Annotated in this window: 26 protein-coding genes and 1 pseudogene; 13 read left to right on the top strand and 14 right to left on the bottom strand. The window is 53.9% G+C overall.

Annotated features, from left to right (window positions below):
* Positions 1-28: 28 nt before the first annotated feature.
* Positions 29-610 (top strand): CGNR zinc finger domain-containing protein, encoded by a 582-nt coding sequence (locus EKN38_RS16350; RefSeq protein ID WP_014831776.1) that lies wholly within the window; start codon positions 29-31, stop codon positions 608-610.
* Positions 611-648: 38 nt separating this feature from the next.
* Here the strand turns inward: EKN38_RS16350 and EKN38_RS16345 are convergent, their stop codons facing one another.
* Both EKN38_RS16345 and EKN38_RS16340 read right to left on the bottom strand, forming a co-directional pair.
* Positions 649-960 (bottom strand): antibiotic biosynthesis monooxygenase, encoded by a 312-nt coding sequence (locus tag EKN38_RS16345; RefSeq protein ID WP_014831777.1) that lies wholly within the window; start codon positions 958-960, stop codon positions 649-651.
* 112 nt (positions 961-1072) lie between these two features.
* Positions 1073-1906 carry a MipA/OmpV family protein gene (locus EKN38_RS16340; RefSeq protein WP_014831778.1) on the bottom strand — a complete coding sequence of 278 codons (834 nt, stop codon included), beginning with the start codon at positions 1904-1906 and terminating at the stop codon, positions 1073-1075.
* Between the two features lie 205 nt (positions 1907-2111).
* On the opposite strand from EKN38_RS16340, the gene EKN38_RS16335 reads away from it, so the two are divergent.
* The 3 genes from EKN38_RS16335 (at position 2112) to EKN38_RS16325 (ending at position 4828) form a co-directional block, all read left to right on the top strand.
* The gene (locus EKN38_RS16335) at positions 2112-2789 is read left to right on the top strand and encodes a response regulator (RefSeq protein ID WP_063411793.1); all 678 of its coding nucleotides are present in this window, start codon (positions 2112-2114) and stop codon (positions 2787-2789) included.
* Positions 2789-4177 (top strand): sensor histidine kinase, encoded by a 1389-nt coding sequence (locus tag EKN38_RS16330; RefSeq protein WP_014831780.1) that lies wholly within the window; start codon positions 2789-2791, stop codon positions 4175-4177. The genes EKN38_RS16335 and EKN38_RS16330 overlap by 1 nt, the downstream gene beginning before the upstream one ends.
* A gap of 171 nt (positions 4178-4348) precedes the next feature.
* Positions 4349-4828 (top strand): RrF2 family transcriptional regulator, encoded by a 480-nt coding sequence (locus EKN38_RS16325; protein ID WP_126522433.1) that lies wholly within the window; start codon positions 4349-4351, stop codon positions 4826-4828.
* Positions 4829-4885: 57 nt separating this feature from the next.
* Here the strand turns inward: EKN38_RS16325 and oqxB are convergent, their stop codons facing one another.
* Together oqxB and EKN38_RS16315 are read right to left on the bottom strand one after the other, a co-directional pair.
* Positions 4886-8038, bottom strand: a complete 3153-nt coding sequence (oqxB, locus tag EKN38_RS16320; RefSeq protein ID WP_014831781.1) for a multidrug efflux RND transporter permease subunit OqxB — start codon at positions 8036-8038, stop codon at positions 4886-4888.
* A gap of 23 nt (positions 8039-8061) precedes the next feature.
* Positions 8062-9237 (bottom strand): efflux RND transporter periplasmic adaptor subunit, encoded by a 1176-nt coding sequence (locus EKN38_RS16315; RefSeq protein WP_014831782.1) that lies wholly within the window; start codon positions 9235-9237, stop codon positions 8062-8064.
* A 334-nt stretch (positions 9238-9571) separates the two neighbouring features.
* Here EKN38_RS16315 and EKN38_RS16310 point away from each other — a divergent pair, with 334 nt between their 5' ends.
* Positions 9572-9973, top strand: a complete 402-nt coding sequence (locus tag EKN38_RS16310; protein WP_014831783.1) for a helix-turn-helix domain-containing protein — start codon at positions 9572-9574, stop codon at positions 9971-9973.
* A 9-nt stretch (positions 9974-9982) separates the two neighbouring features.
* Here the strand turns inward: EKN38_RS16310 and EKN38_RS16305 are convergent, their stop codons facing one another.
* Together EKN38_RS16305 and EKN38_RS16300 are read right to left on the bottom strand one after the other, a co-directional pair.
* Positions 9983-10813 carry an alpha/beta fold hydrolase gene (locus tag EKN38_RS16305; protein ID WP_014831784.1) on the bottom strand — a complete coding sequence of 277 codons (831 nt, stop codon included), beginning with the start codon at positions 10811-10813 and terminating at the stop codon, positions 9983-9985.
* 189 nt (positions 10814-11002) lie between these two features.
* A complete protein-coding gene (locus EKN38_RS16300; RefSeq protein ID WP_014831785.1) occupies positions 11003-11776 on the bottom strand; it encodes an SDR family oxidoreductase in 774 nt (257 codons plus the stop codon).
* 123 nt (positions 11777-11899) lie between these two features.
* Between EKN38_RS16300 and EKN38_RS16295 the strand changes: the two genes are divergently transcribed.
* Positions 11900-12817, top strand: coding sequence for a LysR family transcriptional regulator (locus EKN38_RS16295; protein ID WP_126522430.1), 918 nt, complete (start codon positions 11900-11902; stop codon positions 12815-12817).
* 30 nt (positions 12818-12847) lie between these two features.
* Here EKN38_RS16295 and EKN38_RS16290 read toward each other — a convergent pair whose 3' ends face one another.
* Positions 12848-13237, bottom strand: coding sequence for a RidA family protein (locus EKN38_RS16290; protein WP_014831787.1), 390 nt, complete (start codon positions 13235-13237; stop codon positions 12848-12850).
* Positions 13238-13388: 151 nt separating this feature from the next.
* Here EKN38_RS16290 and EKN38_RS16285 point away from each other — a divergent pair, with 151 nt between their 5' ends.
* Entirely contained in the window at positions 13389-13700 is a 312-nt protein-coding gene (locus EKN38_RS16285) for a YebG family protein (protein ID WP_014831788.1), read from the top strand.
* Positions 13701-13714: 14 nt separating this feature from the next.
* Positions 13715-14044 carry an NIPSNAP family protein gene (locus tag EKN38_RS16280; RefSeq protein ID WP_014831789.1) on the top strand — a complete coding sequence of 110 codons (330 nt, stop codon included), beginning with the start codon at positions 13715-13717 and terminating at the stop codon, positions 14042-14044.
* Between the two features lie 74 nt (positions 14045-14118).
* On the opposite strand, the gene EKN38_RS16275 is transcribed toward EKN38_RS16280, so the two are convergent.
* On the bottom strand, positions 14119-14529 hold the full coding sequence (locus tag EKN38_RS16275) for an ASCH domain-containing protein (RefSeq protein ID WP_014831790.1): 411 nt from the start codon (positions 14527-14529) through the stop codon (positions 14119-14121).
* A 105-nt stretch (positions 14530-14634) separates the two neighbouring features.
* Here EKN38_RS16275 and EKN38_RS16270 point away from each other — a divergent pair, with 105 nt between their 5' ends.
* The 5 genes from EKN38_RS16270 (at position 14635) to EKN38_RS16250 (ending at position 18699) form a co-directional block, all read left to right on the top strand.
* On the top strand, positions 14635-15312 hold the full coding sequence (locus EKN38_RS16270) for a DUF1963 domain-containing protein (RefSeq protein WP_052314907.1): 678 nt from the start codon (positions 14635-14637) through the stop codon (positions 15310-15312).
* Positions 15313-15386: 74 nt separating this feature from the next.
* Entirely contained in the window at positions 15387-16175 is a 789-nt protein-coding gene (locus EKN38_RS16265; RefSeq protein ID WP_043951623.1) for a phosphotransferase, read from the top strand.
* A gap of 155 nt (positions 16176-16330) precedes the next feature.
* Positions 16331-17074, top strand: coding sequence for an SDR family oxidoreductase (locus EKN38_RS16260; RefSeq protein WP_043951761.1), 744 nt, complete (start codon positions 16331-16333; stop codon positions 17072-17074).
* Positions 17075-17204: 130 nt separating this feature from the next.
* Entirely contained in the window at positions 17205-17705 is a 501-nt protein-coding gene (locus EKN38_RS16255) for a DUF523 domain-containing protein (RefSeq protein ID WP_014831794.1), read from the top strand.
* 70 nt (positions 17706-17775) lie between these two features.
* On the top strand, positions 17776-18699 hold the full coding sequence (locus EKN38_RS16250) for a LysR substrate-binding domain-containing protein (protein ID WP_043951624.1): 924 nt from the start codon (positions 17776-17778) through the stop codon (positions 18697-18699).
* 46 nt (positions 18700-18745) lie between these two features.
* Here EKN38_RS16250 and EKN38_RS16245 read toward each other — a convergent pair whose 3' ends face one another.
* The 6 genes and pseudogenes from EKN38_RS16245 to EKN38_RS16220 form a co-directional block, all read right to left on the bottom strand.
* Complete coding sequence (locus tag EKN38_RS16245) at positions 18746-19216, bottom strand: hypothetical protein (RefSeq protein WP_014831797.1); 471 nt, start codon at positions 19214-19216, stop codon at positions 18746-18748.
* Positions 19217-19367: 151 nt separating this feature from the next.
* Positions 19368-20306, bottom strand: coding sequence for an omptin family outer membrane protease (locus tag EKN38_RS16240; RefSeq protein WP_014831798.1), 939 nt, complete (start codon positions 20304-20306; stop codon positions 19368-19370).
* A 167-nt stretch (positions 20307-20473) separates the two neighbouring features.
* Positions 20474-21019: a cysteine hydrolase family protein gene (locus EKN38_RS16235; protein WP_014831799.1), complete on the bottom strand. Its 546-nt coding sequence runs from the start codon at positions 21017-21019 to the stop codon at positions 20474-20476.
* Positions 21020-21096: 77 nt separating this feature from the next.
* Positions 21097-21330 (bottom strand): hypothetical protein, encoded by a 234-nt coding sequence (locus EKN38_RS16230; RefSeq protein WP_126522428.1) that lies wholly within the window; start codon positions 21328-21330, stop codon positions 21097-21099.
* 3 nt (positions 21331-21333) lie between these two features.
* Complete coding sequence (locus EKN38_RS16225) at positions 21334-24393, bottom strand: efflux RND transporter permease subunit (protein ID WP_014831800.1); 3060 nt, start codon at positions 24391-24393, stop codon at positions 21334-21336.
* Positions 24390-25496, bottom strand: a pseudogene (locus tag EKN38_RS16220) (efflux RND transporter periplasmic adaptor subunit). The gene EKN38_RS16225 and the pseudogene EKN38_RS16220 overlap by 4 nt, the downstream one beginning before the upstream one ends.
* Positions 25497-25546: the final 50 nt, after the last annotated feature.

Raw genomic sequence — 25546 nt, 5'->3', positions numbered from 1 at the left:
AAATAAAATTTAGGGGTTACATATAATCATGAGTTCTGAAAACACAAATTCTGCTGCCCCGTTACTGGGTGATAACCTGGCCCTCGATTTCATCAACACTGAGTATGTCGTGGATGGAAAACGTCATGACTGTTTTATCGATGATCAACGTGTTGCTGGCTGGCTGATAAAAGTCGGGTTATTGCCTGACATTAAGGATCAGCAGATCCCTGATGGACTGCTTATTGAGGCTCGTGAACTTCGCGATACTGCAAGGAATGTTGTGAACTCAGCCATGAACAGCGTTCCGGTCGATCTGGCTGTAATCAACCGGGTACTGGAAGTTGGTCGCCCAATCAGCAAGCTTGAATGGGATGGCAACATGCAACAATACCGGGTTGCGGTTTATCAAAACACTGAAAGCCCATCAGGCCTGCTCTGGCCGATTGCCGATGCCCTGGTCAATCTGGTTAGCAGCGATAAGTTTGAATACGTGCGTCAGTGTGAGGCTCATGACTGCATTCTGCTGTTCCACGATCTGAGTAAATCGCATCGCCGACGCTGGTGCAGCATGGCAACCTGCGGCAACCGCATGAAAGTCGCCGCATTCCGCTCCAGAAAAAAACCATAGTGAGGTAGATAACAGCGCTTATGATGCCGCAAATAAGTCTAAAGCGGTGAAACGGCATCCACGACATGCTGGAATACGTAAGGATCAGAAAGCAACTCGAACTCTTCGTCGTCCGGGTAAGTGACTGCAACGTGATAGTTTTCTCCGGCAAATGCCTTCACTGCATCCAGGTCCTGCCAGTAGGTAGCCAGAAAGAAATGCTCCCAGTTACCCTGACTTTCCCTGCGCACGAATGCGCCTTTATTTCCCGGTATGCTCCTTGAGTGCTCCACACCGGTCTTTTCCAGGTGTTTGGCAAATCCTTCTGCATGTTCAAGCGGGACACATCCGTGCCAGGTTCTTACAATCATTAGCTTTTTCTCTTTAGTGGCAAAAAGAGAACCATACCATAGTTCCTTATTCCTGACAGGCTCCGCCCCGTCATCTAACACGGGGCGGATGTTGGCATTCCATCCAACTAAATCAGAAACTGTATGTAACCTTCAAACTCCCGGTAGGCGAGGTTTTTCGTTGAACAATCGGGCTGTCGGCTGCATCCCCCATCAGCTGCGTAACGCCTGCGCCGGCAACCACGCTCCAGCGTTGGGTAAGCTTGTGTGTCCAGTCGAGATTCGTTGACCAGGCATAAATTCCCGCGCCAGCGTCATATCGGGTAAACCCGGATGCGGCGGACTGGGATGCATTCACCCCATAGTAAGTCTGCATGTACTTGCTGCTGCCCCAGCTACCGGTCAGCGACAGCGTCACCGTGTTGTTCGGTGAGGTGTAGAGCGGGCTGGAAACGCCGAAATGCAGCGCTTCGCCGTTGTCTCGCTCCGAAACCGGCACCTCAGCCTGCAATTGCAGATTTAGCCAGTCGGTCACTTTGTACCCCAGCCCTGGCACCACCAGAGCCGAACCTTTGATGTCGCCCATACCGCGCAAATAATCGCTGCCGCCGCTGATCGAATCGCTGTCCACATCCCGATCCTTACGGCCCGCGCGATAGCTCAGCGCCGCGCTGTAATCCAGGTTGCCGATGTTGTTGCCGTAACCGATCCCTCGCGTGGTACTGACGAAGAATCCGTTATACATCGCGTAATCCAGCACCACCGCCGTGGTGGCGCGGTTTTTATCCGAACCCGAATAGCGGGGTGCAACATCCACGCCTCCACCTAAGGTCAGCACGTTGCCCTGTTGTTCTACGGCCAGTACCGGGGTGGCCAGTAACACCAGCAGCGCGCCTGGCACGATTTTCTTCAGACTGAGCCCCGGGAGTGAAAGGGGGGACGAGTGACGCAGTTCGATATGTCTCATTAAAGAAGTCCTTTTGGATTCAAATGATTACGTTACAAGCGGTGTTAATCGCCAGAGCGCCCAGTTTGAATGTCCACCCTAAGGTTCTTATGAGCTCAAAATGAAGAAAGACTGAAGCAGATGCTGATGCTGCAAAACTGTTAAATTACCTGTTACCGTCTCTTTCTTAAGACGTTCTTCATTCACGGTTGATAAAGTTGTCCTTGTGAAAATATTACTTATTGAAGACGACCTGGATCTCGGCAATGGCGTGCGTATTGCCCTTGCAGATCAAGGATTAGATGTCATATGGGTTCGCCGCAAAGAGGATGCGCTGCATCAACTTACTGTCTGCGCGCCTGAACTTATTCTGCTCGACCTGGGGCTGCCCGACGGCGATGGCATGAGCCTGATGGCGTACGTGCGTCAGCAGCTAAAAGGCATCCCCGTTATTATCCTGACGGCGCGAGGCACGCTGCAGGATCGCCTGAGCGGGCTGGATGCCGGGGCGGATGATTATCTCGTCAAACCGTTTGTTCTCGCTGAGCTGCTGGCCCGGGTGAGGGCGCTTGCGCGCCGCAGTTATGGTTATCAGAACGAGGCGGTAGAAATCAGAGGATTATCCCTGCATGTGCCGACGCGTCGCGTCACGGTGAGTTCCCGCCATATTGAGCTGACGGCCAGCGAATACGCGCTGCTTGAAACCCTGATGTTGCGTGCTGACCGCGTGCTGACGCGCCGTTTTCTGGAAGAAAGGATCTTCGGTGCGAAAGAAAACATGAGTAATGCGCTTGATGTGCATATGGGGAACTTGCGGCGAAAAATTGGCGACGGCTATGTACGAACGGTGCGGGGCGTTGGGTATGTCATTGATACCGTCGCGATTCAGAAGGAAGCACACTGATGCGAAACCTGTGGCGTTTCCTGCGGGTGCCCACGCTGGTGCGGCGAATCATGGTCGCTCAGATGCTTCTGCTGACACTGCTGTGGTGTCTTTTTTTAACCTGGATGCTGTGGGATGACTTGCGTAGCCCCCCGATCCTGACCGGCGATAAGACATATAAAACCATATTTACCCTTGTTGAACACATGGAAGGGCATACGCAGGAGCGAAGCGAAGTGCTGGAGCAGTTCAGCCAGGCGTTGCGGGAAGATTACGGCGGAGGGGACGATGCGGGACTCTCCATCACCATGATTATTCGCAAACATAACGCAATACTGTATGCCTCTGCTGGCGCGCCGATGGGCGTAAAAAATACCCGGTTGGGGAAGATAGAGCGAATTCACAGCGACGGGCGTAGCTGGACCAGCCGTACGCTAAAATCCGCGAATTCCGACGTGGAGGTGACGCTGGTGACGCCTGCTGCGGGGTGGAATTTCTTTATCTACCTCAACTCGCGTGGCTACTACATCATGCCGCTGCTGGTGTGTATTCCTTTTCTGCTGTTTCCCGCGTGGCTGTCAATCCGCATTGCTATGCGCCCCTGGAACCGGGTTGTCAATGAAATTGCCGCACGCGCCCCAGAAGATCTCTCTCCGTTAAACGCCGTGCCAACGCACAGGGAGCTTAGTCAGATGGTGAACGCGATTAACCAGTTCCTTGCCAGGGTGCGAGAAAGCACGGAAAGGGAGCGGGTTTTTATTGCCGATGCCGCTCACGAGCTGCGCACGCCGCTGGCGGCGATGCGAATCAATGTGGAGGCGTTGCAGGCCTACGTCAGCAGTGATAACCAACAGGCGCTGCTAGCAGGGATTATTCGCAGCAATAGCCGGGCGGCGCGTCTGGTTAATCAGCTTTTGCTGATGATGCACAGCGAAGCGAGCGTCGACACGGCGATGGAGTCGGTGCCGCTTACGACGCTCATCCAGGAGCGCATGGCGGTGCTGGCACCGCTCGCCGCGGAACGGAATATTGAGCTTGAATTCTACGCTCTGGAAGAAAACTGGGTGAGCGGTGTCAGGGAGCGTCTGATGTCGCTTATCGATAATGTCATTGAAAATGCCATCAAATACAGCCCGGAAGGTGGGCGTGTGGAGGTCGATCTCTTTTCGGCGGAGACGTCCACGCAATTCAGCGTCTCCGATGCCGGGCCGGGTATTCCGGTTGCGTTGAGGGAACGGGTGTTTGACCGGTTTTTCCGCGATCCGAATCAGGTGCAGAGCGGGAGCGGGCTGGGGCTGGCCATCGTTAAAGCGGTAGCGCAGCAGCACCACAGCAGCGTGAGCCTGAGTACCTCTGCTGACGGTGGGCTCAGGGTGACGGTAGATTTCCCCAACCCGGCGTTCGCCTGAAGAAAACGCGAGGGTGATCCCATTTCGTGTGCGATGGAAACTCTTTTTTACGGGGCGGGTCAAAGTAGATAGCTTCAAAATAATTACGGTATTTGTTATATTGTTGCTTATTGATTATTCACCTCTGCGGTGCCAAAAAGAATAAGATTCACCGCAACCCAGGATACGTAAATGTTAGATTATCGCTTCCCGACAGCTTTGCAGATGGTTCTCAGCGTAGCGATGGCGGAGCAATTGGGTGAACGTTCGACGAGTGCGATTCTGGCCTACGGCCTGGAAGCGAATCCGAGCTTCATCCGCAAACTGATGGTTCCTCTCACGCGTGACGGTATTATCGTCTCCACGCTTGGTCGCAACGGCTCGATTCATCTTGGCCGCCCGACGGAACAGATCACCCTGCGTGATATCTACCTTTCTGTCATAGAAGACAAAAAGCTGTGGGCGTCGCGCCCCGACGTACCGGCGCGCTGCGTGGTGAGCGCGAATACGTGCTGGTACTTTAAATCCATCGCTGAAGAGGCCGAGCAGGCGTCACTCGCGGTCTTAGCCGGTCATACCGTTGCAAGCGCGCTGGAAGAGCTCAAGAAAGCCGATACCAGCGGGTGCGATCCGGTGCCCGAACTGATTGCCCAGTACAAGAAAGCCCATTAATGGCTGCATAAAAAAACCGCCTTCATCGTGAAGGCGGTTTTTTTTATCTGCAGCGCATTACGCGGGCAAGACCTCTCTTTCCACTTTGCCGCGTGTGACAAATTTACGCAGCGTCACGTAAAACACCGGCGTCAGGAACAGACCAAACAGCGTTACGCCCAGCATACCGGAGAATACCGTGATCCCGGTGACGCCGCGCACTTCTGCACCCGCACCGTGGCCGAGGATGAGCGGGATGGTCCCGGCGATAAAGGCGATGGAGGTCATCACAATCGGGCGTAAACGCAGGCGGCACGCTTCGAGCGCCGCTTCCATAATACCTTTGCCCTGGATTTCCAGCTCGCGGGCAAACTCCACGATAAGAATCGCGTTTTTACACGCCAGCCCCATCAATACCACCAGACCCACCTGCACGAACACGTTGTTATCACCGCCGGTCAGCCAGACGCCAAACAGGGCGGAGAGCATCGTCATCGGCACGATAAGGATCACCGCCAGCGGCAGCGTCCAGCTTTCATACAGTGCCGCCAGGACCAGGAACGCCAGCAGAACCGCGACAGGGAAGACGATTAGCGCCGTGTTCCCCTGAGTGGCCTGCTGGAAGCTCAGATCCGTCCACTCGATATTCATCCCGTTCGGCAGGATCTGCTTAGACATCCCCTCCAGCTGCGTCATCGCCTCGGTAGAGGAGAGGACGCGCGGATCGGCATCGCCAATCAGGTCCGCCGCCGGATAGCCGTTGTAGCGAATCACCGGATCGGGCCCGTAAGTGGTACTGATATTGACCATACTGCCAATCGGCACCATCTCGCCCTGGTTATTACGGGTGCGCAGATTCGCAATATCTTCCACGCTGTCGCGGTATGGCCCGTCGGCCTGCGCCATCACGCGCCAGGTGCGGCCGAACTGGTTAAAGTCATTCACATAGGACGATCCCAGATAGGTCTGCAGCGTCCCGAACAGATCGGTCAGCGACACGCCCTGGGCTTTGGCCTTATCCCTGTCGACCTGCACATCCAGCTGCGGAACGTTCGCCTGGTAGGTGGAAATAGGGAAGTGCATACCCGGCGTCTGCATAATTGCACCCGACATGGTGTTCACCGCGTTTTGCAACGCACCGTAGCCCAGACCCGCGCGATCCTGGATGTACAGCGAGTAACCCGATCCCTGACCTAGCCCCAGAATAGGCGGCGGCAGAATGGAGAAGCCAAAGCCCTGCTGGATTTGCGCGATTTTGGCGTTGATCTCGGCGTTAATTTCCGCCGCCGTGTGTTTACGCTGGTCAAACGGTTTCAGGCCAAAGAAGACCGTCCCGGTATTCGGCGTATTGGTGAACTGCAGCGCATTCAGCCCCGGGAAGGCGACCGCATAATCCACGCCCTCGGTGTTCATACCGATTTCGCTCATTTTGCGGATCACCGCATCGGTGCGAGCCAGTGAGGAGCCTTCCGGCATTTTCACGCCGCCAATCAAATACAGCTTATCCTGGGTAGGAATAAACCCGCCCGGCACGGCTTTAAACATCACGCCGGCGGCACAGAGCAGCAGAACATAGACCACAAACACCGCACCGCGTCGTCCGAGCGTTTTGCCCACCAGCCCCTGATAACCGTTCGAGCTACGGTGGAAGAAGCGGTTGAACGGACGGAAAATCCAGCCAAACAGGCGATCGATAAGCCGGGTTGGGAGGTCCTTCGGCGCGCCGTGCGGTTTCAGGAGCAGCGCCGCCAGCGCCGGCGAAAGCGTCAGCGAGTTAATGGCGGAGATCACCGTTGATATCGCAATCGTCACCGCGAACTGTTTGTAGAACTGACCGGTAACCCCCGAGAGAAACGCCATCGGCACGAACACCGCACACAGCACCAGCGCAATCGCGATAATTGGCCCGGAGACCTCACGCATCGCCTGATGTGCCGCCGCCAGCGGAGCCAGTCCCTCCTCGATATTTCGCTCGACGTTTTCCACCACCACAATGGCGTCGTCCACGACGATACCGATTGCCAGTACCAGCCCGAACAAACTCAGTGTGTTGAGCGAAAAGCCCAGCAGATAGAGGATGCTGAACGTGCCCACCACCGAGACCGGCACCGCGATCAGCGGAATGATCGACGCCCGCCAGGTTTGCAGGAACAGAATGACCACCAGCACAACCAGCACCACCGCTTCCAGCAGTGTCTGCACGACCGCGCGAATGGAGTCACGCACGAACACCGTCGGATCGTAAGGCGCCGCCCATTTCATGTCTTCCGGGAAACGGGTGGACAGTTCCGCCATTTTAGCGCGCACCGCGTTCGACAGATCGATGGCGTTCGCCCCCGGCGACTGGAAGATACCAATCCCGACCGCGTCTTTATTGTTGAGCTGGGAACGCAGCGCATAGCTGCCGGAGCCCATTTCAATACGCGCCACATCGCGCAGGCGCACCAGCGAGCCGTCCTGCGCCGTTTTCAGGATAATATTGCCAAATTCTTCTTCGGTATGCAGACGACCCTGCGCGTTAATGGAGATCAGGAAATCGCTCTCTTTCGGCAGCGGCTCGGCGCCCAACTGTCCGGCTGACACCTGCACGTTTTGCTCCTGCATCGCCGTCACCACGTCCGAGGCGGTCAGGCCGCGTGCCGCCACCTTATTTGGATCCAGCCAGACGCGCATCGCGTATTCGCCCGAGCCAAAAATCTGGATTTGGCCAACGCCGGGCAGACGCGCCAGTTCATCCTTCACTTTCAGCGTGGCGTAGTTACGCATATAGAGTGAATCGTACTTACCGCCGGGCGAAAACAGATGCACCACCAGCGTCAGCGTCGGCGACTGTTTCTGGGTGGTAATACCCAGACGGCGTACATCTTCCGGCAGACGCGCTTCGGCCTGTGACACGCGGTTTTGTACCTGAACCTGGGCCTGATCCGGGTCGGTTCCTGGGCGGAACGTGACGGTGGTCACCAGCACGCCGTCGGAGCCCGCGACGGACTTCATGTACATCATGTTTTCAACGCCGTTGATTGCTTCTTCCAGCGGCGTCGCCACGGTCTCTGCAATCACTTTCGGGTTGGCGCCGGGATACTCCGCACGCACCTGTACGCTTGGCGGCACGACGTCAGGATATTCGCTCACCGGTAACAGCGGGATGGCGATCAATCCTGTGATAAAAATCAGTATCGACAGGACCGCGGCGAAGATCGGCCTGTCGATAAAAAAGCGGGAAAAGTCCATGGGTCGGATTCTCAGATAAGGGATCAGTTAAGGGCGGCGCGGGTGGTCATGGCAACGGTTTTCGCGTTAACCGGCATGCCCGGCATAAACACTTTTTGTAAACCGTCGACGATGACTTTATCGCCAGGCTTCAGCCCCTGCTGGACGATACGTAAACCGTCGGCCAGACGCCCTGGGGTAATATCACGACGCTGCGCTTTGCTCTCTTTATCGACGACATAAACATACTTGCGATCCTGATCGGTCAGCACCGCTTTGTCGTCGATAAGCGTGGCCTGGAACTCCGCGCTGCCCGGCAGGCGGACGCGGGCAAACAGCCCCGGCGTGAACTGACGCTGTGAATTATCCAGCAGCGCGCGCATGCGAATGGTGCCGGTACTTGGCGTTAACTGATTATCAAGAAAATCGACTTTGCCCTGATGGGGATAGCCATCCTCGCCAACCAGCCCAATCTCAACCGGCAGCGCCAGGTGATCGCTGGCCGCGCCTTGTCCGCTGCGGGCGAGATTTTGATAGTGAAGGTAGGTTGACTCATCCACGTCAAAGTAGACGTAGACCGTCTTCTGCGAGACCAGGGTGGTGAGCACGCTGGCGCTGTCTCCGGCGGTAACGAGGTTCCCGCTGGTGATCAACGCCCGGCTGGCGCGCCCGTCGATAGGGGCGGTCACTTTAGTGAAATCCAGGTTCAGCTGCGCGGCATCCACCGCCGCCTGTGCGGCGCGAATGTCGGCCTGGGCCTGGACGGCAGCAGCGCGGCGCTGCTCCCACTCTTCACGGGAAACCAGATGGGTATTGACCAGTTTATCGGTACGGTTTGCCTCGCTTTGCGCCAGGCTGGCCTGTGTTTTGGCTCTTGCCAGCGCTGCCTGCGCCTGTTCCAGCGTGGCGCGATAGGTTCTGTCATCGATCGTGAATAATACCTGACCTTTTTTGACCTCCTGACCGTCGGTGTAATTCACTTTATCAATGTAGCCGGAGACGCGAGGGCGGAGCTGGACGCTTTCCACCGCTTCGATCCGACCATTAAAGCTATCCCACTGGCTAATGGATTTGACGACCACGTCAGCGGCGCTGACGGTGGGCGCTTGTGGCGCGGCATTTTGCGCGACACCCTCGTCACACCCGACGAGCAGGGCGGAGAGTAACACCGCGCCCAACGCGTTCAGATGAAAATTACCCCAGGTTTTTTGCAGGCTCATTATTTTTATTCCGGTAGTTGTAGCCGCCGGGCAAGACGCAACGGGGGACGCCGCGCCACTTCCTTTGTCCGGGCTGGCTTAAGGCCATTTGTGTCGTTCATCGCCACAAAACTGTAACAATTGTGAATACACTATCGCGGCGATTGTAGGTAGGCGCTAAATTTAGTGCAAGAATAATTGTTGCACTTTATGTGCTATTTGAGGGCGGGGAAAAAGGCGCGTTTCCGGCAGGGATTTAAATGCAACAATAAAACTTGCATTTAACATCAAAACGGTCCATCTTTAAATGCAACAAACAAAGGTGCTTTTTACTACGTGGCGTGTGGGGGAGAAGATGGACACTGGCGCATTTATTCACGATCTGCTCGACTGGATCGACAACAACCTGGATAGTCGTCTGGACATTGAGACCGTATCAAAGCGTGCAGGCTATTCAAAATGGCATCTTCAGCGGATCTTCAAAGAACACACGGGTTACCCTATTGCCGAGTATATCCGTGCGCAGAAACTTAAAAAATCGATGGAGCGGTTAACCCATAGCGATGAGCCGATCCTGAACGTGGCGATCGCGTTGGGCTTTGACTCCCAGCAGTCTTTCAACCGCAGCTTTAAGCGTCAGTATGGTCAGGCTCCGGGTGCATGGCGTCGCAGCATTGTCAGCCCGAAATCGCAGCATTTAGGCCAGACATCACCCTGGCCAGGGCGGGAACCGTTTCGCTCCCGCCTGAGGGGATAAGGTGCGGGGTTAACTGTTTATAAAGGCGAGAAGATCGGCATTGACCTGATCGGCATGTGTCGTTGGGATACCGTGAGGCGCGCCTTTATACGTATGCAGGGTTCCGTTTTGGACCAGCTTGACTGACATCGCGCCGGAATCCGCATACGGCACCACCTGATCGTCATCCCCGTGGATGACCAGAACGGGGATGGATATTCCTTTGAGATCTTCCGTGAAGTCCGTCTGCGAGAAGGCCACAATCCCATCGTAATGCGCCTTGGCGCTTCCCATCATCCCCTGACGGTACCAGTTATAGATGACCGCTTCGGAAGGCTTCGCCCCCGGACGATTAAATCCATAGAACGGTCCCGCAGGCACGTCATAATAGAACTGAGGGCGATTCGCCGCCAGCTGGGCCTGAAAATCATCAAACACTGACTTTGGCGTACCCTGAGGATTACTCTCCGTCTTCACCATTAAAGGCGGTACGGCACTGATCAGCACGGCTTTGGAAACCTTGTCTTCACCGTGCCGGGCGATATAACGCACCACCTCACCACCGCCGGTTGAATGCCCGACATGCATCGCATCCTTTACGCCAAGATGTTCCACGACGGCGGCCACATCGTCAGCGTAGTGATCCATATCATGGCCGTCCCACACCTGATCTGAACGACCATGACCGCGACGGTCATGGGCCACAACGCGGAATCCTTTATTGACGAAGAACAGCATCTGGGCGTCCCAGTCATCACTGCTTAGCGGCCAGCCGTGATGGAAAAAGATCACCTTTCCGTCTTTTGGGCCCCAGTCCTTGTAGTAGATATTGACGCCATCGCGAGTTGTTACATAACCCATGTTTTTTCTCCACTCAGGTAGACAGATTGCATGACAGGCAGAAATGAAATGCGGTATACGGCCTGACTCCGCCGTGAACTAAGAAGTGTAGTTCATACGCTGGCCGTCTGGGTTAAGGCTAAAGCGATGTACGGATGATGCGGTGGGTGGGGTCAGGCGCCTGTGCCAGAACAGGCGCCCGGGTCAGCCTTATTTTGTGGTGTAACCCCCGTTAACCAGAATCGTCTGGCCTGTCATCCACCATCCTTCGCTCACCAGAAAGCGAACCCATGGCACGATATCGTCAATATCAGTCAGGCCGGTTTTGCTGAAGGGGGAGAGCGCTGCGGCGGTTTTGTGATACGCCACTGCATCTTCACCCTCGGCAGGATAAAAGAAGGGGGTATCCATCGGGCCCGGCCCGATTGCAGTCACGGAGATCCCTCTTTCGCCAAGTTCCTTGGACGCAGCGCGGGTGAAATGTTCCACGGGCGCCTTCATGCCAGCATAGGCGGCGTAAAACGGCGTGTAGGCGCCCAGCAGGGAGGTGACCAGGGTGCAAATCTTGCCGTTATCGTTAACGTGCCTGCCGGCTTCTTTCAGGAAGAAAAATGCCGCTTTCGCATTCACGTTGCTCATTTCGTCAAACTCTTCCTCAGTGACCTCGGCCATGGGTTTTTTCAGTACCTTGCCGACGGTATTAATGGCGATATCTGGCCTCCCGACTGCGGCCACCACATCGCTGAAGAGTTTTTCCATCGCGGCGGCTGAGGTCAGATTAGCCTGAAAGGCATGCGCTTGTGCGCCCGCCGCCCGGATGGCCTGTACGGTCGCCTCAGCGTCCTGTTGCGTGGCGGCACTGTTGTAATGAATGGCGATGGCCCGCGCGCCATGCCGGGCGAAATCCCGGGCAATCAATCCCCCCAGATTCTTCGCACCGCCGGCAATCAGCACAGTTTTACCGGTCAGAGTATGGTCGGTCATAAGAAGGCTCCTTATCATGGATTAGCCGGGAAAACCCCGTACAGCCATCTTACTGCCTCGGTTTTGATTATTAATCCTGCTATTCTGAATGAACTATCCATAAAAAACGAATAATGAGGGCGCATGGACTCTGTCGATTTGTTCAGAATTTTTCTCAGGGTGGCGGATAACGGCAGCTTTGTCCGTGCGGCGGACTCACTCAATCGTCCTGCCTCCACCGTTTCTGCCGCCATTCAGGCGCTTGAATCGCGGTTAGGTGCGCGCTTGTTTCACCGCACGACCCGCAGCGTATCCCTGACCATTGACGGTCATGCGTTTTACCCGCGCTGTCAGGCTGCTGTTCAGAACATGGATGAAACAGAGAATCTGTTCAGGGAAAACGGCCGCGACGTCACGGGGTCTATCCGGGTTGACGTTCCCGGACGCGTCGGTAGCCATCTTATTATTCCCGCTATGCCCGCCTTTTATCAGCAGTATCCCGGCATCAGAATTGAACTTGGCGTAACCGATCGCAACGTTAACCTTGCCGAAGAAGGGGTGGACTGTGCCCTGCGGGTGGGGCCGCTGGACAACTCCGGCATGGTGGCGAAGTGTCTGGGATATATCAGCATCATTAATGTCGCGTCAGCAGATTACCTTGCCACTTACGGACAGCCGCAATCCCCTGAAAAACTGAACCAACATTATTTGATTGGCTATGCATCACCGACATCTGGCCGGAAAGAGCTGATGGAATGGGTGGACAAGGGGGAGGTGAAACGAACAGAAGTGAACAGCATGCTTACCGTCAACAGCGCAGAAGCCAGCATAGCTGCCTGCGTTGCCGGATTGGGTATCCTGCAGATCCCTGCCTATGATGTTCATACTTATCTGGCCAATGACGTTCTGTACGAAGTGATGCCGGAGTGTCGACCTCAGGCGTTGCCGGTGAATATTTTGTATCCTCACCGGCGACATCTTTCCCGGTCAGTACGGGCGTTTACGGAGTGGCTGACGCCGCTGCTGCAGGAAAAAATGCAACTTAGCCAGAAGGGAGGATGATCCCGATAACGCCCATCCTGGAGCACATGCCTAAATTGACCTTTTTGCCACAATCCGCATTTCCACAAGAGCATTTTCTGGAATAAATTCTGCTACGCCGATGGCAGACCATGCCGGATAGGGCGCCTTTATGTACTCATCTTTTACTTTAGAAAAAGCGGCGATGTGTTTTTTAAGATCGATATGAAAAGTGGTCATCTCCAGTATGTTTTCATAGCTTAAACCGGCGGCTTTTAAGTACACGCCAAGCTTATAAAACGCATCATGGAACTGTTCTTCAGGATCCTTACTTATCGGTTTGTCCTTGCGTGCGGCGGTAACGCCTGAAAGATACACTGTGCCATCTGCTTCGATGACCGGTGAGAAGTGCCAGTCATTAAAGTAGTGTTGAAATTCTGCAGGAACGATCGATTTTTTCATGATGTTTACTCAGGTTGATGACGTTATCCATGCCAGCACGTTTAAAACCGGGTTGCCAGAAAACTGGCCGCAAGACATGTAAGCATATTTTGGCTGCAATACAAATCCGGAACTGATATACTGTATGTAATTACAGTATGAGGGGCGCATCATGGCGGTTGAAACAAAATATGTTGTTGTAAGAAAAGGTGAAGAGAAAATGACATTTGCCAGTAAGAAAGAGGCTGACGCGCACGACAAACTGCTCGACATGGCAGACGCGTTCACCGACTGGCTGCTGCAAAGCGGACTGCAGATGGATGAAACACAGGCTGAAAATCTGGGGCTGTATCTCGCCGAGCAGAAAGAGACCGTGCAGCATATTCTGCGTACCAGCAAACTGCCCGATCTCAACGATGTAACCGATAAAACTGAATCTGATGAAGCGGGCAGTAAAAAAATCAGAGCCGTGAAAGCAGCCTGACAGGGACAATAACGGTGGAAAAAACAGTCGAGATACTGCAATACACCTTACGCAAAGGCACTGGCGTCGCCTTTCACACCCTCATGCAGGACATCAGCGTTCCCCTGCATCAACGCCACGGGATCGATGTTGTTTCGTCTGGAAACTCCCTGCATGACCCTGATTGCTATTATCTGATTCGCGCCTTTGACAGCGCTGAAAGCATGGTGACGGTTCTTGATGCTTTTTATGCCAGCGCTGACTGGCGTAGCGGCCCACGCGAAGAGATAGTGCGTTGTATCGAAACCAGCATTAAAACAGTGATGAATCTGCCATCGGTTAGCGTCGATGGGCTACGGAGGTAATCCTGACTCAATCCTGTTATGATTGAGTCAGGATTGTTCTGTAGAGCTGGCGCGGGCTATCTAATTTCTCTCATTTACAGCACCTCAACCACTTCAAATTCTTCTGCGATTAACTCCATATCTTCAGAAAAATGACCTTCTCGGGTGAAAAATCGCTGATGCTCTTTCTGCCAGTATTCAAGGCTTAAATCGCCTTCACCCTCTTTGCGGGCAAACGCCTCAGTCACATCACAAAAACGCACCAGTCGCATTGAAACCAGCCGGGTTACACAGACCGGAACATTCTGACCATCAAGAATAATGTTATAGCTCCCAATCTTCGGGGCCGGGTCTTCCTGCTGATAAGAGGCAAAAGATCCGCAGGAAGCGGTTTTGATCCCTTTTTTAATCAGGTCTGCAAGCTCGCTGGCCAGTTCCGGGCTGTCGCCCATTTGCCAGGCACCGGCGCCTGGGTACTTCACTTTTAATTTCTCAACCGCAAACATGACAAGCCCTTTTTATATGCAGGTCTGATGAATAATGATTACGATATAATAAAAACGTTTTTATTTCAGACTGTACAGAGTCTCTCCATACGTAAGGCGACACATATGAAATCCAGGAGTGCGTTAGTTTTAGACGAACTCAGCTCCAAATTACGTCCTGCATCGGTGGCACAAGTGGGCGGTTTTCGTCCCCCGGCAGACCCCCTTACATCCTGGTTTTTGAACGGTGTCGCTCTTCCCGGTGAAGGATTACCACTCTGGAAAGGGCAGCCGATGTTTCCGCTTCTTCAGATTCGTATAGATGAACTTCCCGTTATCCCTGAGCAACTGAAGGACGTCGCACTCCTGGTGCTCTTTCACAATATTGAAAGCCATCCATTTGATAAACCTCATGGTGAAGGTTGGCTCATACGCGAATATGCCACCCTTGAAGGGCTTGAGTTATTGCCTGCAACAGACACGCCTTATCGCGCATTTCCGGTTCGATGGTTGGGCGTCAATGATGATGCACCGGGATGGGAGGATGCCTGGGATATTATTGACCTTTCTGACGTAAACGATGATCAGGAGGCAAGTGACCGCTTCCATGATGATTTTAAACGCTACAAGGGAACCAAGGTCGGAGGATACCCGATGGAGATACAACATGGCGCGGGGATAGAAGACTTTGTCTTTCAGGTGGGATCAGAGGAAAAGGTCAACTGGATGTGGGCGGATAATGGTATCGGCTATTTTCATAAATCACCGGAGGGACTCTGGACGTTTTCGTGCCAGTTTTACTGAGCATACAACGTTAGCGTCTCGCTTCAGGTGGATTGTCAGTGCCACCGTCCTAACTCATTCATAAGAGACAGTGCATGTCTGCTACGGATTTATCCAAAATGGGCACCGCGAAAGTGATGCTGAGTGTGAGTGACTGCGGGCATAAAGTGATTGAAAAATGTCCTGTAGGAGAGGTGGAGTACAGCTTTTATCAGTACGCTGCAACGGAGCTTAATCAGGCTGGCATTGTTACCCCAATGCTCTTTTCCGCTGATGCCACTTTACGCAAGATAATACTGGAATATCTTCCTGAAAAGGTTGAACAGAACGATGTCGCAGGTGACGACGCCATCGCTATGCTGGCACGCTTGCATGGTTTCCCCGCAAAATCTGAATGGATTTACCACAGCCACTCATGGTCAGAACTGGCGCTCGAAAAGTCCCTCATGCTTTTAGCGTTACCAGATAAAAGTACGCAGCAATTTCGGCTATTTCAGGAATGTTGTGATGTTTTGTTCGCTTACCCAAGCCTGATCTCTGGCGATAGCAATGCTGGCAATTGGGGAAGAAGAGAAAATGGTGATTTGGTTCTTTTCGACTGGGAACGATTTGGAAAAGGGAGTCCTGCGATCGATCTTGCCCCTATGATAAAAGGGATGGGTTCGAAGCTAATGTTTATTGATATTGCTGAACGCTATTGCCAGTTCTCTTTCCATCATGATCGTAATGCGTTAGCGAGAGAAATTGCCATTGCCAAAGCATGGATTGTCACCGAAGTCATTGTGCTACTTAATGAGCGGCAAAACGCAGACTTTCCTTTATATCTCGACTGGTACAGGGAACATCTTCCTGACTGGTTAGATGAAGTCATCACGATGCTATGAATGATCATCTTCATCCTTCATCGACATATTGAGTAGACAATATTCGATGTTGCCAGTCTTTCTTACATGTAAATGGCACTAACGGAAAGATGTCGCTCCGCCTCCCCATGCTATATCTCCACCAACACATAATCACTACAAACGGAGACATGAAGATGCTGAGAGGTAAAAGAGCCGTCATTACTGGCGGCGGCGGGGGATTTGGACAGGCGTTGTGCGTGTGGTTGGCACGAGAAGGCGTCGAGGTGGATTTTTGCGCGCGGCGCGCTGATGATATTCAAAACACCTGCAGCATCATCACTGCTGAAGGCGGCATGGCAAAAGGGTATCTCTGTGATTTAACCCAACCTGATTCTATTTCTCAGTTTTCTTCACAGCTGTTAACGTCAGACAAGCCTGTAGACATTTTAATCCTCAATGCTGCTCAGTGGTTGTCAGGAAGGTTAGACGATCAGCCAGACACAGAAATTATCAATACCATCAGTTCAGGTCTGACGGGTTCGATTCTCTTGACTCAGGCATTACTACCCGGATTAAGACGTTCAGCCAGCGCTGATATCATCTCGATTATCTCTTCCTGTGGGATTCCGAATTTCACCGATTCAATTGCGCATCCCGCTTTTTTCGCCAGTAAACATGGGCTGAGCGGGTTTATAACGAAACTGTCGCGGCAAATGTCTGAAGAAAACATACGTGTTACTGGACTGTATCCACCCGATTTCGAAAATACCGGATTAGAGCCAGCTTTCGATGATCAATCCAGAATGGGTGACGGTCTGCTGAACGGGCGCTCGGTCTGGGAAACCATTCGTTTTGTACTTATGCAACCTCGCAGTTGCCATATCAGCCACATCTATTTTCAAGGCCCAACGCGCGAAGATCTGATTAGCAGGGGCTGAATCGGGTGACGTTGATGTGATAAGTACGTGCACTTCGCGCACACAGCCAACCTTCACCACCCACGCCCGTACCTGCAGCGTGTTACAATGCCTCACTTTCATCATCCATCATCTACACGACAGGGAAGCGATGATAAATAAAATTCTGGTCAGTGCGTGCCTGATGGGGTTCAGGGTTCGTTACAACGGCAGCGAAAAAGCGAAGGCGATGGCGCAACTCTCCCGCTGGCAAGCGGAGCAGCGGTTAGTGATCCACTGTCCTGAACTGGCTGCCGGGTTGCCGGTGCCCCGACCACCAGCAGAGATTTTGTCGGCCGACGGTCGGGATGTCATGCGCGGGCAGGCCAGAATCATTGAGAATACGGGCCAGGATGTCACAGAGCACTATCAGCTTGCCGCCTGGCTGGCGCTACGTACCGCACAGGAGCATGGCTGTCGCGCTGCGCTGCTCACGGATGGCAGCCCAACCTGCGGGAGCCAGCATATCTACGATGGTTCTTTTACCGGCGTGCGCAACACGGGGATGGGTGTCGCGGCAGCATTACTCGCTGAACATGGGATCGCGGTATTCTCAGAAACGCAGCTTCCGGCGCTGATACGCTGGATAGAAGAAAGTGAAAGGGTCAATTAACCGACCCGATCGTCATTTAACGTAAGCCCGGTGTATTACGGGTTTAACCGTCGCCTTGTTAAGGGAAACGATGTCCTTACCACCACTCTATGCCCTGCGCGCCTTTGAAGTCGCTGCGCGAGTAAACTCCTTCAGTAAAGCCGCTGAAGTGCTCAATATTACGCCGGGCGCGGTCAGCAGACATGTCCGCACCCTTGAAATGTGGTTCGACTGTGAGTTGTTCAAACGGCAGGGGCCGAGAGTGGAGATCAGTGAGGCGGGGCGTGTTCTGGCCGGGCAGCTTCACGAAGGGTTCAGGAGCATCGAGTGGGCCTGTCGGGCTTTCAGAAGTGAAAACCACCTGCTGCGGCTGAAGGCACCGAGTACGCTCACCATGAGATGGTTGCTTAACGTCCTGCGATCGTTTCGTGAACATCATGAAAAACCCAACGTAGAAATAGCCAGCGTCTGGATGGACATTGATACCGTTGATTTCACGCGAGAGCCTTATGATTGCGCGATCCTGCTGGGCAACGGGCATTTTGGCGAGTCAACGGAGAGCCGATTGCTTTTCAGTGAATGGCTTATTCCGGTCTGTACCCCCGCTTTACTGGAATCTGCCCGAGAGCAACTTTCGCAGTGCGATCTGATCCATCCTTCCCCGGACAGACGCGACTGGCGACGGTGGCTGAGAAGGACGGGGTTATTCCCCGGGCTTGATATGAGTCGCGGAGCGGTTTTCGACACTCTTGAGCAGGGGAGTAGTGCTGCCATGAACGGCCATGGCGTCGCGATTGCCGACCTGCTGCTTTCGCTTGACGCGCTGAATAGCGGCCTGCTTGCGCTGCCTTTCAAAGAAGCCATCGCCACCGGGGACGGTTATTACATTGTCTGGCCGAAAAATTCACTCAGGAAAAAGAGTATTGAACGTCTGCTGGACTGGCTTGACCTGCATGCCCCTGTCATTCCTTCTCTCGATATCATCTGTCTGGAATACGACGAACATCGGCTGTAGTTATCAAAAGCAGGATACGCCGCGGGCGTATCCTGCTCTATAAACTTCAGGCGTATGGAATATTTGCCATTTTTTTATACCTTTCCGGCAATGCACCGTTCAGGTTGAGAAGTTTATCGAGAATAGCGATTGCAGGCCTATTGTTTGCACGCTCTGAATCTATTATCGCCGCACGTAATATAGTGGCAGCCGACGTGACGTTCTGAAAGTACGCCTCGGACTCGGGCGTTTGTAATTCACCTGAGAGGGCGTAACGCACCAGCGGCCATCCTGAAAAATCCAGCACGGGAAGGGGTTCCCCTTCTTTTGGCAGATTAGCGGCGAGCAACGCCTCAGCTTGCATGGGGTCGCTGTGAGCGGCACACAGAATGTGAAGGCGATGTACAAAGGCCGCAAGGGTAACATCGTTCTCTTTTTCTGCTGACAGCGATTCCAGCAGTGCCGATAAATTGGCGCCGGATGAATATTCATCTAGTGAGACCAGCTTCATTAAATGAAATATAACGTCAAGCGTCATGTTTGCTCCCTGAACATTGATCAATTTTGAAGGATGATATTTCAGGGACGTCGCGTTTGAAAAACGACAAATAGTCAGAATCAATGTGAGTTTAACTCAATATCACAAAAAGGCCCCGTCAGGGGCCCGATCTTAATTAACCACAACAGGATCAGAAGCGGTATTGCAGACCCGCAGTAATGGTATAGTTGCGGTTTGAAATACCGGCAGCGTCTCCGCCAATAGAGCCCGATTCGCCAGTATTGGTATCAATAATCTGCGTACCGCCTTTACCTTCTTCGTAACTGCTATAGGTAAATTCTGCGAACACTTTGGCGTTCGGCGTGACGTAATAACCTGCGTCAACGGACGCACCGTAGTAGCGGGAATCCGAGGTCTTCTCACGGAAGGTCAGATCGCGCATATAGTGCTCATCGTTGTCGTGCGCGCGTACCCAGTCACTGAATTTAAACAGGGCATTGAATTCAAAATCATTGAAACGGTACTGACCCGCCAGGCCAATGTACGGCATGGAGAAGCGCTGGCTGTAACCAATACCGCGTTCACCCGCCGGGAAATTCCCCTGATAGGTGCCGTTGTCGTAATTGTAAGAGCCACCGGTCGCCGTCCAGCTGAAGCGCGTTTCCTGATAACCTGCGGTTACGCCAGCTTTATAGTTATCGCCCTGGAAGATCCAGCCTTTAACGTTGAGATCGTATTCATTGGCGTAATTGACGTTGGTCGAAGGATGGGATGAATGGTCTGTCCAGGAGGATTGTTTTGCATTCATCCAGTCATAGTCATCCATATGACCCGAGCCTGATGCCAGAGACGTCCAGCCGCGGGCGTTCAGTGTCAAAAACGAGTAAGCATCCCAGGAAATATCGCCTTTAAGGATGGCGACATTTTTTATTTTCCAGTCGAGCTGGCTAATTTTTCTTCCTGTGACTTCGTCATAAACCATTTCATGGGATTTTCCGCTCAGCATCCCGGCAGAGGCTGAAACCGATAAACTTTCTGGTGAAAAATCCGGTATGCCTTGTGCGGATCCTGCATATACTGCCCCTGAAAACGCGGCCATCATCATTCCCGCAACAATATTTCTTGTCATTTTTATTTCCCTAAATTAAATTTAATCAATGCCTTGCAGACAAATCTTAAAAGTCATGCAAATAAGAATCAACTGCCAGTTTTGGTATTTTTTTTATTATTTGACCTAGGGAGTGATATTTAACTTTGGGCCGCCTGAAGGAGGCGGCCATTGGTTTAAAAAAAGAATTACTGACCCGATGAAAAATAATAGTCACTGGCGGTTGAGAGCGTAACAAACGGGCCAGCCAGGGTTTTGTTGTGATGGGCAATAATGTCAGTTGCGGATAAAACGTCGTTATCCATGGTGGTATGTGCATCCGAAATTAGCACCGTTGCGAATCCTGACTCCGGCGCTGCCCGGCAGGTCGTATCTACACAAAACTCTGTTTTCATTCCGGCAATCACCAGCAGCTTAACGCCTCGCTGATTGAGCAAAACCTGCAGCCCTGTATCGCGAAAACAGCTGGGATATCTTTTGGTGAAAACGGTATCCACTTCGTTATTGACGTCGAGTTCAGGTATCAGCTGCGTTAACGGGCTCTGCTCTGAGAAGGGGGTGTTGTCAGGGCCGATATGGCGAGCAAAAAAGATGGGCGCCTGAGCCTGCCGAGCACGTGCTATCAACAAACAAATATTGCTCAGAACGGTGTCTGCGGAACAGGGTGAGGCCGGGCCCCTGAAAAGACCCTGCTGCATATCGATAATTAATAGTGCATTCTCAGATAAAACCATGATGAGTCTCCATTCAGCATGTTATGAACGGAGAATTATTCCCCGTCCGATTTGGCGGGGAATGAGGTTCTGTTTTGTCAGATGCCGGTTACAGATACGCTCACGCCGCCGCAGATGCCGGTGGTGGTGAGGGTGGTTGTAGGCTGGGCTGACATAAACATATTTTGACCTATGCGTATTCGTAAGAAAAGACTCATCTTTAATAACACCGGCTCAACATGACCGTCAACATAAGTTATGAGCTGAATGAATACTGGCTGCAGGCGCGACGGATAAGCCGGATATTCAAACCGGCGCCAGTCGCGAGGCATATGTTACCTCGCAGGACGGATCCTGAACCAGATCGCATACATCGCCGGCAGGAACACCAGGGTGATGATCGTTCCGCCCAGCGTCCCGCCAATCAGCGTATAGGCCAGCGTCCCCCAGAATACGGAATGGGTCAGCGGTATGAATGCCAGCACGGCGGCCAGGGCTGTCAGTAACACTGGTCGTGCCCGCTGGACGGTTGCTTCGACCACCGCATCGAACGGGGCGAGACCTGCCTTCTGGTTATGCGTAATCTGGCCGATAAGGATCAACGTATTTCGCATAAGAATGCCCGAAAGCGCAATCAACCCGACAAGCGCATTGATACCAAAAGGCTGATTGAACAGCAGCAGTGTGGGGACCACGCCGACAAGGCCCAGCGGGGCAGTCAGAAAGACCATCACCATCGCCGAGAGAGATCGCACCTGCACAATGATGATCAGTAACGTCAGGGCAATCATTATCGGGAACAACGGCACCATGGCCCGTGTGGCTTTACCGGATTCCTCAATCGATCCTGCCATCTCAATGCGGTATCCTGGCGGGAGCGTATCAATGATCGGTTTTAGCTGTTTCATGATCGCCACCGATACATCCGGTGGCTGAAGATTGTCGGCGATATCTCCGCGCACGGTAATGGTGGGCGTGCGGTCGCGACGACGCAGGAGCGGGTCTTCCATTTTGACCTCAATCTGACCGATTTGTGACAGCGGAACGCGCTGTCCCGTGCTGCCAACCAGGGTAAATCCTTCGATCTTCGCCGGATCCAGACGAATATCACCCGCAGCGCGTCCTGTAACCTGTACTGCACGAATATCTTCGCGCACGGCGGTAATCGGTACACCCGATAACAGGAACTGGAGCTGCTGAGCCACGCTATTTGAGGTCAAGCCGGTTGCCTGCAGACGGTTCTGATCGAGGGTAAAATGGAGTGTGGGAACCCGTGACCCCCAGTCGGTGTTGACGGTTCTCATCATCGGGCTGGCCTGCAGAACGCCTTTAACCTTATCGGCGATGTCGCGAAGCTTATCGACATCGGGCCCCATCACACGCCAGGCAACCGGGAAGGGGGAGTAGGGGCCAAACACCAGTTGCGTTACGCGCACGCGCGCTTCCGGCGCAAGTCCACCGGCGACCGCTTCCCGGAGTCGGAACTTGAGCGCCTCGCGTGACGTCTGGCTGTCCGTCATCACCACGATTTTTGCAAAAGAGGGATCGGGTAATTCAGGTGCCATGGCCAGGTAAAAACGTGGTGAACCCTGCCCGACGTAGGCGGTCACGATGCTGGCCTCCGGCTGCTGTTTTAACCACGCTTCGATTTTCGCCGTTGCGGCGCTGGTCTGCTCAATGGAGGTGCCATAAGGCATCTGCACTTCCACCAGCACTTCCGGGCGGTCGGACGTAGGGAAAAATTGTTTTTTTACCAGTCCCATACCCAACACGGCCAGGGTAAAAATGAAGACCACGGAACCGGCCACGATCCACTTTCTGGCAATCACTCGGGCCAGCAGCTGGCGAAAACGGTTATAGCGCGGGGTGTTATAGATGGCGGCATGACCCCCTTCGACTTTGGCGATATCTGGCAGGATCTTAACGCCAAGATAGGGCGTGAACACCACCGCAACCAGCCAGGAGGCAATCAGGGCGATGCCGACAATCCAGAACATATTGCTGGTGTATTCTCCGGCGGTCGACTGGGCGAACCCGTTTGGCATAAAGCCAATCGCCGTCACGAGGGTACCGGCCAGCATGGGGGCGGCGGTATGGCTCCAGGCGTAAGCGGAGGCTTTGATGCGATCGTAGCCTTCCTCCATTTTCACCACCATCATTTCAATGGCAATAATGGCATCGTCAACCAACAAACCCAGAGCAAGGATCAGCGAGCCCAGCGTTACGCGGTCAAAGTTTATCCCCGCCGCCTCCATCACCACGAAGACGACTGCCAGCGTCAGGGGAACCGCCGCCGCGACCACCACGCCCACGCGCCAGCCCATGCTGACAAAGCACACCACCATCACCACAAGCAGGGCGACGAAGAATTTGATCATAAATTCATCCACCGACGAGCGGATATTCACGGACTGATCGGTGACTTTGGTCAGGGTCATTCCCAGCGGCAGATTTTCGTTGATCTTAACCGTTTCGGCATCCAGCGCTTTCCCCAGCGCCAGACCGTTCCAGCCCTCCCGCATCACAATACCTAACAGCAGCGCCGGTTCACGCTGGTTACGGATCTGCAGCGTCGGAGGATCTTCATAACCGCGTTCAACCGTTGCCACATCAGACAGCCTGAGCGTTTTACCCTGAGCGACCAGTGGCGTATCGCGGATTTTCTGCAACGTATCAAAAGCACCATCAAGGCGAATAAAGATCTGTGCACCCTGTGTTTCTATGGAGCCTGCTGGCGTGAGAACGTTCTGATTGTTCAGCGCGTTGAAAATATCCTGCGGCGCCAGCCCCATCGTCGCCAGACGGTCATGAGAAAGGGCGATGTAAATCCGCTCGGCCTGTTCGCCGATGATGTTCACTTTTTTGACGCCAGGCACATGCAGAAGCTGCTGGCGCAGGCTTTCAGCATCACGCACCAGCAGACGCTGTGGTTCGCCCTTTGCCTTCAGCGCAAAGAGGGCAAAGGTGACATCCGCAAACTCGTCATTGATCATCGGGCCCGTCACGCCTGCCGGGAGATTTTTGCTCTCATCGCCAAGCTTTTTGCGCGCCTGATAGAACTCTTCCTGCACCTCGGAGGGGGGCGTCATGTCCTGTAAGGAGAGGGTGATAAATGCCATGCCCGGGCGGGTATAGGTTTCAGTGCGGTCATACCACTTGAGTTCCTGGAGCCGTTTTTCCAGCGGTTCAGCAACCTGATCCTGCATTTCCTGTGCGGTTGCGCCGGGCCAGACGGTAATCACCGTCATTTGCTTTACCGTGAACGGGGGATCTTCAGCCCGTCCTAATCCAAAGAAGGCGTAAATACCGGCAAGCGTCACCAGAATAATCAGAAACAACGTGACTGAGCGCTCGCGCACGGCAAGCGCTGATAGGTTGAAGCGTCCGTCGCTCATGGCTGACTCCCCGCCAGAGCCGTACCGCGTTGTTCAGCCAGACGGACAGCTTCACCGTCATGCAGAAGATGCGCGCCCAACGCCACAATTTTCTCGCCCGGCTTGACGCCGCCCGTCACCTGCGCGGCATCATCGCTCACGCTCAGCACGTTGACGGGCTGCCACATCACTTTTGCGGGCTGCGCGGAGATCCGCCACACGCCGGGCCCTTTGCCTGCATCGTACAGAGATGCCAGAGGAACCTGCATTACCTGACGTTCAGCATTTTGTTCGATATGCAGGGTGACGGTCGCACCCAGCGGCGCGTTAGCCAGCGAGCCTTCCAGTACATAGCGTGCTTCATAGGTGCGGGTGGCGGTATCGGCTGCATCAGAGAGCAGGCGCAGTGTCGCGGTAACAGGCTGTGCCTCGCTGCCATAGCGGGTTGCCAGCGCTTCACTACCGACGGCAGGGCGCAATGTCTCTGGCAACTGGACGAGCGCCTCGCGTTGCCCTGAGCTGGCCAGTCTGATCACCGCCTGACCCGCACTGACCACCTGACCGGGTTCAGCAAGCGTCTCCATGACCACGCCGTCGGAATCGGCCAGCAGCACGGCATAGCCGGTCGCGTTTTGCGCCACGCTGGCCTGCGCACGGGCGGCACTGAGTTCAGCTCTGGCGGCATCCGCTGCCGCTTTTATCTGGTCGTACTCCGAGGCAGAGACAGCACCTGTTGCCACCAGGCCGCGATAGCGCGCCTCATCGCTGGTGGCTTTTCTCGCCCGGGCCTGGGCGGCATCCACCGCCTGCTGTTGTGCTTGGGCCTGTAACTTCAGGTCAACGGGATCGAGGCGCATTAACGGCTGGCCCTGCTTAACGGTCTGCCCCGTATCAACAAGGCGTTCAAGGATTTTGCCCTGAACCCGGAAACCGAGATCGCTTTGCGTTCAGGCAACGACCACACCCGTAAACGCGCGGGACGCGTCGTTCGCCGGTTCAACGGAGGCGGATCTGACAAGCGGTGGCTGGGTGCGCGGATCGTCGGTGGCGGGGTTATCACCGCATGCCACCAGGGCGAAAGGGAGGAGACAAACGGCAAAACGGGCGGAATGAAGCCTGAGCATGGGGAAACCTTATCGTATCCAGAGACGGTTTCCGCATTCTCAGACTAGTG

Source organism: Enterobacter sp. WCHEn045836 (assembly GCF_003965585.1).
Taxonomy (GTDB): domain Bacteria; phylum Pseudomonadota; class Gammaproteobacteria; order Enterobacterales; family Enterobacteriaceae; genus Enterobacter; species Enterobacter dissolvens.
Note: the sequence above shows the minus strand (reverse complement) of the source record. Positions and strands in the feature narration are given on the sequence as shown.

Excerpts from the sequence above, each read along its gene's own strand:
- oqxB (WP_014831781.1), bottom strand. The coding sequence starts at position 8,038 with ATGGACTTTTCCCGCTTTTTTATCGACAGGCCGATCTTCGCCGCGGTC.
- EKN38_RS16310 (WP_014831783.1), top strand. The coding sequence starts at position 9,572 with ATGGACACTGGCGCATTTATTCACGATCTGCTCGACTGGATCGACAAC.
- EKN38_RS16350 (WP_014831776.1), top strand. The coding sequence starts at position 29 with ATGAGTTCTGAAAACACAAATTCTGCTGCCCCGTTACTGGGTGATAAC.
- EKN38_RS16345 (WP_014831777.1), bottom strand. The coding sequence starts at position 960 with ATGATTGTAAGAACCTGGCACGGATGTGTCCCGCTTGAACATGCAGAA.
- EKN38_RS16230 (WP_126522428.1), bottom strand. The coding sequence starts at position 21,330 with ATGCCTCGCGACTGGCGCCGGTTTGAATATCCGGCTTATCCGTCGCGC.
- EKN38_RS16250 (WP_043951624.1), top strand. The coding sequence starts at position 17,776 with ATGTCCTTACCACCACTCTATGCCCTGCGCGCCTTTGAAGTCGCTGCG.
- EKN38_RS16300 (WP_014831785.1), bottom strand. The coding sequence starts at position 11,776 with ATGACCGACCATACTCTGACCGGTAAAACTGTGCTGATTGCCGGCGGT.
- EKN38_RS16275 (WP_014831790.1), bottom strand. The coding sequence starts at position 14,529 with ATGTTTGCGGTTGAGAAATTAAAAGTGAAGTACCCAGGCGCCGGTGCC.
- EKN38_RS16260 (WP_043951761.1), top strand. The coding sequence starts at position 16,331 with ATGCTGAGAGGTAAAAGAGCCGTCATTACTGGCGGCGGCGGGGGATTT.
- EKN38_RS16315 (WP_014831782.1), bottom strand. The coding sequence starts at position 9,237 with ATGAGCCTGCAAAAAACCTGGGGTAATTTTCATCTGAACGCGTTGGGC.
- EKN38_RS16295 (WP_126522430.1), top strand. The coding sequence starts at position 11,900 with ATGGACTCTGTCGATTTGTTCAGAATTTTTCTCAGGGTGGCGGATAAC.
- EKN38_RS16305 (WP_014831784.1), bottom strand. The coding sequence starts at position 10,813 with ATGGGTTATGTAACAACTCGCGATGGCGTCAATATCTACTACAAGGAC.
- EKN38_RS16290 (WP_014831787.1), bottom strand. The coding sequence starts at position 13,237 with ATGAAAAAATCGATCGTTCCTGCAGAATTTCAACACTACTTTAATGAC.
- EKN38_RS16285 (WP_014831788.1), top strand. The coding sequence starts at position 13,389 with ATGGCGGTTGAAACAAAATATGTTGTTGTAAGAAAAGGTGAAGAGAAA.
- EKN38_RS16340 (WP_014831778.1), bottom strand. The coding sequence starts at position 1,906 with ATGAGACATATCGAACTGCGTCACTCGTCCCCCCTTTCACTCCCGGGG.
- EKN38_RS16255 (WP_014831794.1), top strand. The coding sequence starts at position 17,205 with ATGATAAATAAAATTCTGGTCAGTGCGTGCCTGATGGGGTTCAGGGTT.
- EKN38_RS16245 (WP_014831797.1), bottom strand. The coding sequence starts at position 19,216 with ATGACGCTTGACGTTATATTTCATTTAATGAAGCTGGTCTCACTAGAT.
- EKN38_RS16240 (WP_014831798.1), bottom strand. The coding sequence starts at position 20,306 with ATGACAAGAAATATTGTTGCGGGAATGATGATGGCCGCGTTTTCAGGG.
- EKN38_RS16330 (WP_014831780.1), top strand. The coding sequence starts at position 2,789 with ATGCGAAACCTGTGGCGTTTCCTGCGGGTGCCCACGCTGGTGCGGCGA.
- EKN38_RS16225 (WP_014831800.1), bottom strand. The coding sequence starts at position 24,393 with ATGAGCGACGGACGCTTCAACCTATCAGCGCTTGCCGTGCGCGAGCGC.
- EKN38_RS16270 (WP_052314907.1), top strand. The coding sequence starts at position 14,635 with ATGAAATCCAGGAGTGCGTTAGTTTTAGACGAACTCAGCTCCAAATTA.
- EKN38_RS16325 (WP_126522433.1), top strand. The coding sequence starts at position 4,349 with ATGTTAGATTATCGCTTCCCGACAGCTTTGCAGATGGTTCTCAGCGTA.
- EKN38_RS16265 (WP_043951623.1), top strand. The coding sequence starts at position 15,387 with ATGTCTGCTACGGATTTATCCAAAATGGGCACCGCGAAAGTGATGCTG.
- EKN38_RS16235 (WP_014831799.1), bottom strand. The coding sequence starts at position 21,019 with ATGGTTTTATCTGAGAATGCACTATTAATTATCGATATGCAGCAGGGT.